Consider the following 10,348-nt stretch of genomic DNA (forward strand, 5'->3'; position numbering starts at 1 on the left):
TGCCGCCGGCGGCCGCAAGGGGTTGCGCAATGAACACCACGACGGCGGGGATTATCTTCGTCGCCACCCTCGCCATCGCGCTGGGTCTGACCTACCGGCCGTTTGGCGACTATATGGCCCGAGTTTATACGACCGGGCATCATCTGCGGGCCGAAAAAGTGATCTATCGGGTGGTCGGCGTCGATCCAGACGCCGAGCAGCGATGGAGCACCTATCTGCGCAGTGTGCTAGCCTTCTCCTTTGTTTCCGTGCTGTTCCTGTACGCATTTCTTCGGCTACAGGGCCATCTGCTGCTCAGCCTCGGTTTCGCCGGGATGGAACAGGGGCAGGCATTCAACACGGCAACCAGCTTCGTCACGAACACCAACTGGCAGTCGTACTCGGGTGAGTCGACGCTCGGTTATCTCGTACAGATGTCCGGGCTCGCGGTACAGAACTTCACCAGCGCGGCGGTCGGCATCGCGGTGGCGATCGCGCTGGTCCGCGGCTTCGCCCGCAGCCGTACCGACCAGCTCGGCAACTTCTGGGTGGACCTCATCCGCACCGTCGTCCGCATCCTGCTCCCGATCTGTGTGATCGGCGCGGTCGTACTGATCGCGGGTGGGGTCGTCCAGAACTTCCACCACGTCCAGACGGTCACGACCATCGCCGGTGGTAATCAGTCGGTGACCGGTGGACCGGTCGCGAGCCAGGAAATCATCAAGGAGTTCGGGACGAACGGTGGCGGCTTCTACAACGCCAACTCCGCGCACCCCTTCGAGAACCCGACGAACTGGACCAACTGGCTGCAGATCTACCTGCTGCTGTCGATCGGTTTCTCGCTGCCGCGGACCTTCGGGAAGATGGTCGGTGACACCCGTCAGGGCCTGGCGATCGTCTCCGTCATGGTCGTGCTCGCACTGGCCAGCATGTTCCTGGTGAACGGTCTGCAGATGGCCCATCACGGCACGGTCCCCACCGCTGTGGGCGCGTCGGTCGAAGGCACCGAGACACGTTTCGGCATACCCGACTCGGCAACCTTCGCATCCGCGACGACGCTGACCTCGACCGGCGCGGTGAATTCCTTTCATGACTCCTACACGAGCCTCGGCGGCGCGGTCCTGTTGCTGAACATGATGCTCGGGGAGATCGCTCCGGGCGGTACCGGATCGGGCCTGTACGGCATCCTCATTCTCGCGGTGCTCGCCGTGTTCATCGGTGGCCTGATGATCGGACGAACGCCGGAGTACCTCGGCAAGAAAATCTCCGGCCGGGAGGTGAAGTTCGCCTCCCTCTACATTCTGACCACACCGACGTTCGTCCTGGTGGTCACGGCACTGGCGATGGCCCTGCCCGGCGAGCGGGCCACTATGCTGAACTCCGGCTCCCACGGATTGTCCGAGGTGCTGTACGCGGCGACGTCCGCGGGGAACAACAATGGGTCCGCATTCGCGGGCATCTCGGTGAACACGACGTGGTGGAACACGGCGCTGGGTATATCCATGCTCGCCGCGCGCTTCCTGCCGATGGTGTTCGCGCTCGGACTGGCGGGCAGTCTGGCCCGGCAGAAACCCGTTCCCGCGTCGGCCGGCACGCTGCCCACCCACCGGCCGTTGTTCGTCGGCCTGGTGACAGGCGTGGCAATCATCGTCGTCGCGCTGACCTACTTCCCGGCTATTGCGCTCGGACCGTTGGCGGAAGGTCTCCACTAGGCCAAAGGCCGCGCGAGAATGGTTCTTTCGCGCGGCCGGAGGCCCAAAAAGAGGAATACGGATGTCCACGACCACTGTGAACAGAAACTCCGCGGATCCGGCGCAGGATCCGGACACCACCCGATCGGCCCGGCGGGTCCAGGGTGGCCTGCTCGACCCCAGGATGCTCTGGCGCTCGGCTCCGGACGCCATCAGAAAGCTGAACCCGACCACCCTGTGGCGTAACCCGGTCATGTTCATCGTCGAGATCGGCGCCGTGTTCACCACGGTGCTGGCGATCCGCGACCCCAGCACGTTCGCCTGGCTGATCGTCATCTGGTTGTGGCTGACCGGACTGTTCGCGAACCTGGCCGAAGCGGTTGCCGAAGGCCGAGGAAAGGCACAGGCCGACGCGCTGCGCAAGGCGAAGACGGACACCGTTGCCCGCCGACTGATCGACTGGAAGCCCGGCACGGACCTCGGCACGGCACGGATCGAGCGGGTACCCGCGCCGAGCCTGCTCAAGGGCGATCGGGTGGTGGTCGAAGCAGGCGAGTTCATCCCCGGTGACGGTGACGTCATCGACGGCATCGCGAGCGTCGACGAGTCCGCCATCACCGGCGAGTCCGCGCCGGTGATCCGCGAGTCGGGTGGCGACCGGTCCGCGGTGACCGGTGGTACCCGGGTGCTGTCCGACCAGATCATCATAGAGATCACCCAGCGGCCCGGCGAGAGTTTCATCGACCGGATGATCTCTCTCGTGGAGGGGGCGAACCGACAGAAGACGCCGAACGAGATCGCGCTCAACATCCTGCTGGCGTCTTTGACCATCATCTTCCTGCTCGCGGTCGCGACCCTGCAGCCGTTGGCTATCTTCTCGAAGGCTCAGCAGCCGGGTATCCCCGACAGCGCCGCCCTGAACGCCAACGGCGTCACCGGGATCGTGCTGGTGTCGCTGGTGGTCTGTCTGATCCCGACGACGATCGGCGCTCTGCTCTCGGCGATCGGCATCGCGGGCATGGACAGGCTGGTGCAACGCAACGTGCTCGCCATGAGTGGTCGCGCCGTCGAGGCGGCCGGCGACGTCAACACGCTGCTGCTGGACAAGACCGGGACAATCACTTTGGGCAACCGTGAGGCGCGCGCCTTCATCCCGGTCGGGGACGTGGACGAGCAGGTGCTCGCCGATGCCGCGCAGCTGTCCTCACTCGCCGACGAGACCCCCGAGGGCCGCTCCATCGTGGTCTTCGCCAAGAGCACCTACGGTCTGCGCGAGCGCACTCCGGGCGAGCTGTCCACCGCCACGTTTGTGCCGTTCACCGCGCAGACCAGAATGTCCGGTGTCAACCTCACCAGCGGCGGACCGGATGCCGGCGGTGGGCGCCAGATCCGCAAGGGCGCGGCAACGGCGGTGCTGACGTGGGTCCGCAACCATGGTGGGCCGGTGCCCGACGGCACGGGCGAGGTTGTCGACGGCATCGCCGCGTCCGGCGGGACGCCGCTGGTTGTCGGTGAGGTGACCGACAGCTCGGCCGGGGACGCCGGCTCCGGCCCGACGGCGCGGGTCCTCGGCGTGATCCAGCTCAAGGATGTCGTCAAGTCCGGCATGCGGGAACGCTTCGACGAGATGCGCAGCATGGGTATCCGCACCGTCATGATCACTGGTGACAACCCGCTGACCGCGAAGGCGATCGCCGACGAGGCGGGTGTGGATGACTTCCTGGCCGAAGCGACCCCCGAAGACAAGCTCGCCCTGATCAAACGGGAGCAGGAGGGCGGCAAGCTCGTCGCGATGACCGGGGACGGAACCAACGACGCCCCCGCCCTCGCCCAGGCCGACGTCGGCGTTGCCATGAACACCGGCACGTCCGCGGCCAAGGAAGCCGGAAACATGGTCGATCTCGACAGCAACCCGACGAAGCTCATCGAGATCGTCGAGATCGGCAAGCAGCTGCTCATCACCCGTGGAGCACTCACCACCTTCTCGATCGCCAACGACGTCGCCAAGTACTTCGCGATCATCCCGGCGATGTTCGCGGCGGTGTACCCGGGGCTGGACAAACTGAACATCATGCGACTGCACAGCCCGCAGTCCGCGATCCTGTCCGCGGTCATCTTCAACGCACTGATCATCATTGCGCTGATCCCGCTGGCCCTGCGTGGTGTGCGTTACACGCCGGGCAACGCGGCGACGATGCTGCGCCGCAACCTCTACATCTACGGACTGGGCGGCCTGGTCATCCCGTTCCTCGGGATCAAGCTGATCGACCTGGTCATCCAGTTCATCCCCGGAATTCGGTGATCACAGTGGTCTCGTCACGCATGCCCGGCTCGCTCCGACACCTGTTCGCAGCCGTGCGCGTACTCCTGGTACTCACGGTGATCACCGGCATCGCCTATCCACTGGCGATCACCGCAATCGCCCAGCTACCCGGCCTCAAGCACCGGGCGGACGGCTCGATGATCAAAGCTGCGGACGGCCACGTCGTCGGTTCGTCGCTGATCGGCCAGTTGTTCACCGACTCGAACGGCAACCCGATCCCGACGTACTTCCAGTCCCGTCCGTCCGCGGCGGGCGAGGGCTACGACCCCACCGCGACATCCGCGTCCAACCTCGGTCCGGAAAGCGTCACCGACGCCCTCGACGACCCTGCCACCAAGGACGACGAGAGCAAACAGAGCCTGCTCACCCAGGTGTGCAGCCGCAGCAAGGCCGTCGGTGACCTCGAAGGCGTCGACGGCCGGCGTCCCTACTGCACGGCCGGAGGCGTCGGCGCGGTCCTGTCGGTGTTCTACCGTGACCCCGGCTATGCGGGGCCGATCACCAAGGTCGTCAGCGTGAACGAGCAGTGTCCGGCCGGGCCGTTCCTCGCCACCTACGAAGGGATTGCGGTCCAATGCGCGACGTACGGTGACGACTATGCTGCGGGGAAGCAGGTTCTCGTGCCCGGCCCGGGCCATGCGGCGGGCAACCCGGTGCCGCCCGATGCCGTGACAGCCTCCGGTAGCGGTCTGGACCCGGGCATCTCCCCCGCCTACGCCGACCTGCAGGTGGCCCGGGTCGCCAAGGCCCGCGGGCTCGACCCGACAGTCGTCCACAGGCTCGTCGACGACCATGTCACCCACCGGGCGCTCGGCTTCCTCGGCGAGCCGACTGTCAACGTCGTCGAGCTCAACCTCGCCCTGGACAAACTGCGTACGAGCTGACCGCAGGGATGGCTGGGTCACGAAACCCGGGCCGGGGACGGCTACGGGTCTACCTTGGAGCGGCCCCCGGGGTCGGGAAAACGTACGCGATGCTGGACGAGGCCCACCGCCGGGCCGCGCGGGGAACCGACGTGGTGGTGGGCCTCGTCGAGACCCACGGGCGGGTCCACACCGCGAACCTGCTGGGCGGTCTGGAGATCGTCCAGCCGCGGGCGGTGGCGTACCGGGACCGGACCTTCCCGGAGCTGGACCTCGACGCCCTGCTCGCCAGGCGCCCGCAGGTCGCGCTCGTCGACGAGCTCGCCCACACCAACATCCCCGGCAGCCGTCACGAGAAGCGCTGGCAGGACGTCGAGGAGCTGCTCGACGCCGGCATCGACGTGCTGTCCACCGTCAACGTCCAGCATCTGGAGTCGCTCAACGACGTCGTCGAGGCGATCACCGGGGTGGCCCAACGGGAAACCGTCCCCGACGAGGTCGTGCGCCGCGCCGACCAGGTCGAGCTCGTCGACATGGCGCCGGAGGCGCTGCGCCGCCGGATGGCGCACGGCAACGTCTACGACCCAGGGAAAATCGACGCCGCACTCGGGAACTACTTCCGGATCGGCAACCTCACGGCGCTGCGCGAACTGGCGCTGCTGTGGATGGCCGGCAAGGTCGACGAACAGCTCGACACCTACCGTGCCGAGCACGGCATCTCCCGCCGGTGGGAAACCCGCGAACGGGTCGTCGTCGCTCTCACCGGCGGATCCGAAGGCGAAACCCTCATCCGGCGCGGCGCCCGCATCGCCACGCGCGCCGGCGGCGAACTGCTCGCTGTCCACGTCACCCGCAGCGACGGTCTGATCAGCGCATCCGCGCAGACACTGCAACAGCAACGCGAGTTGGTCGAAAGCCTCGGCGGCAGCTACCACCAGGTCATCGGGCACAGCATCGCGGCAGCCCTGCTGGCGTTCGCCCGCGGCGAGAATGCGAGCCAGCTTGTGCTCGGCGCGAGCCGGCGCAGCTGGCTTGGCACCGTTCTCGGCGGCCGGGGGGTGGCGGCCGAGGTCATCCGCAGCTCCGGGAAGATCGACGTCCACATGATCCCACACGACCGGGCGGGCAGAACCTACCACGGGCTACCGGAGCTCACCGGTGGACTCACCCCCCGACGCCGGATCATCGGGGCGGCCCTCGCCGCGGTCGGCCTGCCCGCTCTCACCGTGGCGCTCACCCGGCTGCGGGGCGACGTCGACCTGGCCGGTGACCTGCTGCTCTACCTCACCATGATCGTCAATGTCGCGGTTGTCGGAGGCCTGTACCCGGCGCTGTTCGCAGCGGTCGGTGCGAGTCTGCTCGCCGACTGGTTCTTCACAGATCCGCCGCACACGCTCTATATGCGCAACACGGAGAACATCCTCGCGCTTGGCGTGTTCGTGGTGGTCGCCACCGCCGTGAGCGTCATTGTCGACATCGCCGCTCGCCGCACCCGGGACGCGGCACGGGCTCGCGCCGAGGCGGACACACTGTCCACCCTGTCCGGTAGCCTCGTCGCGGGGCAGGACGCCGTGTCCGCGGTGCTCGACCGGGTCCGCGAGACGTTCGGGATGACATCGGCCACGCTGCTCGAACGGCAGGACACCGGGCTCTCCCGGGCGGGCGACACCTGGGTGGTGGTCGGTGTCAGCGGCCCCGACCCGTGCCCGACACCGCAGGCTGCCGACACCGAGATTCCCATCCGCGCGGATCTGCACCTGGCGTTGCGCGGCCGGGTCGTGGCGGGATCGGACCGCAGTGTGCTGACCGCGTTCGCCGCCCAAGCCGCCGTCGCGTTGGACCGCCACCGGCTCGCCGCCCAGGCTGCCGACGCCGCTGACCTGGCCGAAACCGACCGCACCCGCACCGCCCTGCTGGGCGCGGTCAGCCACGACCTGCGCAGTCCCCTGGCATCGGCGAAGGCCGCGGTGTCCAGCCTGCGGGCCTCCGACGTCTTCTGGACCCGCCAGGAACAGACCGATCTGCTCGCCACCGCCGACGAAAGCCTCGACCGGCTGACCCGACTGGTCGAAAACCTCCTGGACATGAGCCGTCTGCAGGCCGGCGCGCTGGCGGTGTCCAGGCAGCGGGTCGGGCTCGACGAGATCGTCCCGCGCGCACTCGACGAGCTCGGCCCAGCCGGGCACAGCATCGAAGTCGATCTACCTGAGACGCTCCCCGAAGTCAACGCCGACCCGCCCCTGCTCGAACGGGTCATCGCCAACCTGGTGGCCAACGCCGTCCGCCACTCCCCGGCTGGCCAGCCACCCCTGATCACCGCCAGCGCCCTCGGTGACCGGGTCGAACTACGCGTCATCGACCGTGGCCGCGGCATCCCCGAAGCCGACCACGAACGCGTCTTCGCCCCGTTCCAGCGCCTGGGCGACCGGGACAACACCACCGGCGTCGGGCTCGGCCTCGCCCTGTCGCGCGGGCTCACCGAAGCGATGGACGGGCAGCTCACGCCCGAGGAAACCCCTGGGGGAGGACTTACCATGGTGCTGTCGCTGCCCGCCGCGCCGCCCTACACCGCGCTGTCGGATAGTTCGGATAGTTCGGATAATGAGGTATGACGCGCATTCTGATCGTCGACGACGACATGCAGATCCTGCGCGCACTGCGCATCACCCTGCACGCCCGCGGCTACGACGTCACCACCGCCGTCGCAGGCCGCCAGGCTCTCGCCGCCGCGCAGACCGGCCGGCCCGACATCGTCCTGCTCGACCTGGGCCTGCCCGACATCGACGGAACCGAGGTCATCCACGCCCTACGCGGGTGGACCAGCACGCCGATCATCGTGCTGTCCGGCCGTACCGGCAGCGCGGACAAGATCGGCGCACTCGACGCCGGCGCCGACGACTACGTCACCAAACCCTTCCGCGTCGACGAGCTCCTCGCCCGACTACGTGCGGTGGCCCGCCGAACGCCGACGGCCACGGAGGCGCCCACGGCAACGGTCGGCGCCTACATCATCGACCTGGGCGCCCGACAGGTCACCCGTCGGCCCGGCGTTGGCGGCGACGAGGATGCCGACAGCCCCGAGCGCACCGGCCCGGTAACCATCCGGCTCACCCCCACCGAATGGCACCTGCTCGACGTCCTGCTCCGCAACCCCGAGAAGCTGATCACCTATCGGCAGCTTCTCCCCCACACCGGCGGACCCTCTCCCAAGGAACAAAGCCACTACCTGCGCGAGTACATGGGACGACTGCGCCGCAAACTTGAGCCGACCCCCGCGCGCCCCCGCCACTTCATCACCGAACCCGGCATGGGTTACCGGTTCCAGCCCTGACCACCCCACGATGAAGGTCTTCGCGGCACTTGATGTATCTACATAATGTAGGTACGTTTGACGCGTGGAAACCATCGGACTACGAGAACTCAATCAGAACCCTTCCAAGGCAGTGGCCCTGGTGCGCTCCGGAGTCTCGATCGTTGTCACGGACCGCGGCAAGCCGGTACTACGTATGGTGCCCGAGGTCGAGCAGCCGGGCGCTCTCCAGCGGATGGTCGCCACCGGCGACGCCAGCGCCCCCGCCGAGCGGGGCATGCCGGATGTGATCCCCGATCTGGTGCCAGCCGTCGAGAGCCTGGCCGAGATCCTCGTCGCGGACCGGGACCGGGAGCGCAGTCGTTGATCTATTTCGACGCCTGCGCCCTGCTGAAGTTCATCAAGCAGGAGAGGGAGACCGCGGCGCTGCGGACCTGGCGTGGGTTGCTTGCGGAAGGGACCGAACTGGTCACCAGCGGACTGACCCAGCTGGAGATCACCCGTACCTTGTTACGCGCGGGTGCCGACCACCAGCGGGTGCCCTATTTCATGGGCCAGGCCCTGCGAGGCGTGTATCTCGTGGACGTCACCAGCACCGTGCTCGCCCGCGCCATTGCCTACCGCGTTGCGAGGTTGGGTTCGCTTGACGCCATCCACCTGGCCAGCGCGGACCCGTTCCGCGGCGAGCTGACCGACTTCGTGACCTACGACCGGGAGCTGGCCGCCGCCGCCACTGATCTCGGCTTCCCGGTGAGCGCACCATCCTGACCGGAAGCGTCGGTAGAAAGCGCCGTTATGGTGACGAAAACTACCTAAGCCTCGTGTCGCCGACGGCCGGGCGTAGGTAGAAACGGCGGCTATAGCAACTTTTTCCACCGACCCCTCCGCAGGGACGCACGCACGCGTGACGCAGAGCCCAGCCGGTTGGCGAGTCAGCCCGCGGCGACCGTAGCGGGAACCGGCTGCTGGACCGACCATGCGGCGGGCAGGGACAACACCATCGTGAGCCCGCCGCCGGGGGTGTCGTCCGTGGTCAGCGAACCACCCATGGCCTCGGTCAGGCCACGGGACAACGCGAGGCCCAGGCCGACGCCGGTGGCGTTGTCCCGGTCACCGAGACGCTGGAAGGGTTGAAAGACCCGGTCCCGGTTCTCCGCCGGGATGCCCGGCCCGCGGTCGATGACGCGAATTTCGACCCGATCGGCGAGCGCGCTCGCGGTGATGACCGGATGGGTCCCCTCGGGGGAGTGTCGTTGTGCGTTGGAGACGAGGTTGACCAGCACCCGCTCGAGGAGCGCGGGGTCTGCGTGGATGTCGGGCAGATCGTCGGGCACCTGGATCTCCACGCTGCGAGCCGGCGGGCCGAGCTCGTCGAGGGCGTGTGGGATGACGTCGTCGACGCCGACCGGCCGGGGGAAGACGCTGAGCGCGCCAGCCTGCAGCCGGCTCATGTCGAGGAGGTTGTCGACAAGGCGGGTGAGCTTGTCCATGGACTCATCGGCAGTCGCGAGCAGCTCCGCCTGTTCGGCCTCGGTCCAGCGGATGTCCCGCCCGCGCAGCCCGGAAATGGCGGCCTTGGCCGAGGCGAGCGGTGTGCGCAGATCATGGCTGACCGCGGTGAGCAGAGCGGTACGTACCCGGTCGGCCTCAGCCAGCGGGCCGGCCTCGGCGGCGGCTTCGGTGAGGCGGCGCTGTTCCAGTGCGAGCGCGGCCTGCGCGGCGAACGCGGCGAGTATCCGACGGTCCGCGGCGGGCAGTGGCCGTCCGCGCAGTACAAGAGCGAGGTTGTCCCCGACGGGGACGTCCACGTCACCGGCTTCGGGCCGGGTGCACGGATCAGTCCCGATGCTGTGAACGACCCGCCACTCGCGGGCGCTACCGCTGTCGCGGCCGGCGCCGGAGTGCTGCTCGGAGCGTTCCAGGAGGGTGGCGGCCGTCATCCCGAAGGTCTCCCGCACCCGTTCGAGCAGCGCCGGAAGCGCATCCTCGCCACGCAGGACGCTGCCGGCGAGTACGGACAGGGTCGCGGCCTCGGCGGAGGCCCGCGCCGCCAGGGCGTACCGGCGTGCGGCGAGGTCCACAACCCTGCTGACCATGATCCCGACGAGCACGAACGCGGCGAGCGCGAAGGTATTGTTACGTTCGGCGATCGTCCAGCGGTGCACGGGAGCCGTGAAGTAGT

8 protein-coding genes are annotated in these 10,348 nt (G+C 68.0%); 7 read left to right on the forward strand and 1 reads right to left on the reverse strand.

Features of this window, described 5'->3' with window-relative positions:
- Positions 1 to 29: 29 nt before the first annotated feature.
- From kdpA to U9979_RS16300, 7 genes are all read left to right on the forward strand, one after another.
- Positions 30 to 1,691, forward strand: coding sequence for a potassium-transporting ATPase subunit KdpA (kdpA, locus tag U9979_RS16270; protein WP_322780053.1), 1,662 nt, complete (start codon positions 30 to 32; stop codon positions 1,689 to 1,691).
- 61 nt (positions 1,692 to 1,752) lie between these two features.
- Positions 1,753 to 3,972: a potassium-transporting ATPase subunit KdpB gene (gene kdpB / locus U9979_RS16275; RefSeq protein ID WP_322752264.1), complete on the forward strand. Its 2,220-nt coding sequence runs from the start codon at positions 1,753 to 1,755 to the stop codon at positions 3,970 to 3,972.
- A 20-nt stretch (positions 3,973 to 3,992) separates the two neighbouring features.
- Positions 3,993 to 4,877 (forward strand): potassium-transporting ATPase subunit C, encoded by an 885-nt coding sequence (locus U9979_RS16280; RefSeq protein WP_322780057.1) that lies wholly within the window; start codon positions 3,993 to 3,995, stop codon positions 4,875 to 4,877.
- Between the two features lie 8 nt (positions 4,878 to 4,885).
- Positions 4,886 to 7,468, forward strand: a complete 2,583-nt coding sequence (locus U9979_RS16285) for a sensor histidine kinase KdpD (RefSeq protein WP_322780054.1) — start codon at positions 4,886 to 4,888, stop codon at positions 7,466 to 7,468.
- Positions 7,465 to 8,187, forward strand: a complete 723-nt coding sequence (locus U9979_RS16290) for a response regulator (RefSeq protein ID WP_322780055.1) — start codon at positions 7,465 to 7,467, stop codon at positions 8,185 to 8,187. The genes U9979_RS16285 and U9979_RS16290 overlap by 4 nt, the downstream gene beginning before the upstream one ends.
- A 64-nt stretch (positions 8,188 to 8,251) precedes the next feature.
- Positions 8,252 to 8,533 (forward strand): type II toxin-antitoxin system Phd/YefM family antitoxin, encoded by a 282-nt coding sequence (locus U9979_RS16295; RefSeq protein WP_322751780.1) that lies wholly within the window; start codon positions 8,252 to 8,254, stop codon positions 8,531 to 8,533.
- On the forward strand, positions 8,530 to 8,934 hold the full coding sequence (locus U9979_RS16300; protein WP_322752260.1) for a type II toxin-antitoxin system VapC family toxin: 405 nt from the start codon (positions 8,530 to 8,532) through the stop codon (positions 8,932 to 8,934). Before U9979_RS16295 ends, U9979_RS16300 begins: the two co-directional genes overlap by 4 nt.
- 164 nt (positions 8,935 to 9,098) lie before the next feature.
- Here U9979_RS16300 and U9979_RS16305 read toward each other — a convergent pair.
- On the reverse strand, positions 9,099 to 10,348 hold a 1,250-nt coding region (locus tag U9979_RS16305), incomplete at its 5' end, for an ATP-binding protein (protein WP_322780056.1).

Origin of the sequence: Protofrankia sp. Cas4, assembly GCF_963555915.1 — a bacterium.
Classification (GTDB): Bacteria; Actinomycetota; Actinomycetes; order Frankiales; family Frankiaceae; genus Protofrankia.

Bases quoted from the DNA above. Each gene is read 5' to 3' on its own strand.
- U9979_RS16290 (WP_322780055.1), top strand. From the start codon at position 7,465: ATGACGCGCATTCTGATCGTCGACGACGACATGCAGATCCTGCGCGCA.
- kdpB (WP_322752264.1), top strand. From the start codon at position 1,753: ATGTCCACGACCACTGTGAACAGAAACTCCGCGGATCCGGCGCAGGAT.
- U9979_RS16285 (WP_322780054.1), top strand. From the start codon at position 4,886: ATGGCTGGGTCACGAAACCCGGGCCGGGGACGGCTACGGGTCTACCTT.
- U9979_RS16280 (WP_322780057.1), top strand. From the start codon at position 3,993: ATGCCCGGCTCGCTCCGACACCTGTTCGCAGCCGTGCGCGTACTCCTG.
- kdpA (WP_322780053.1), top strand. From the start codon at position 30: ATGAACACCACGACGGCGGGGATTATCTTCGTCGCCACCCTCGCCATC.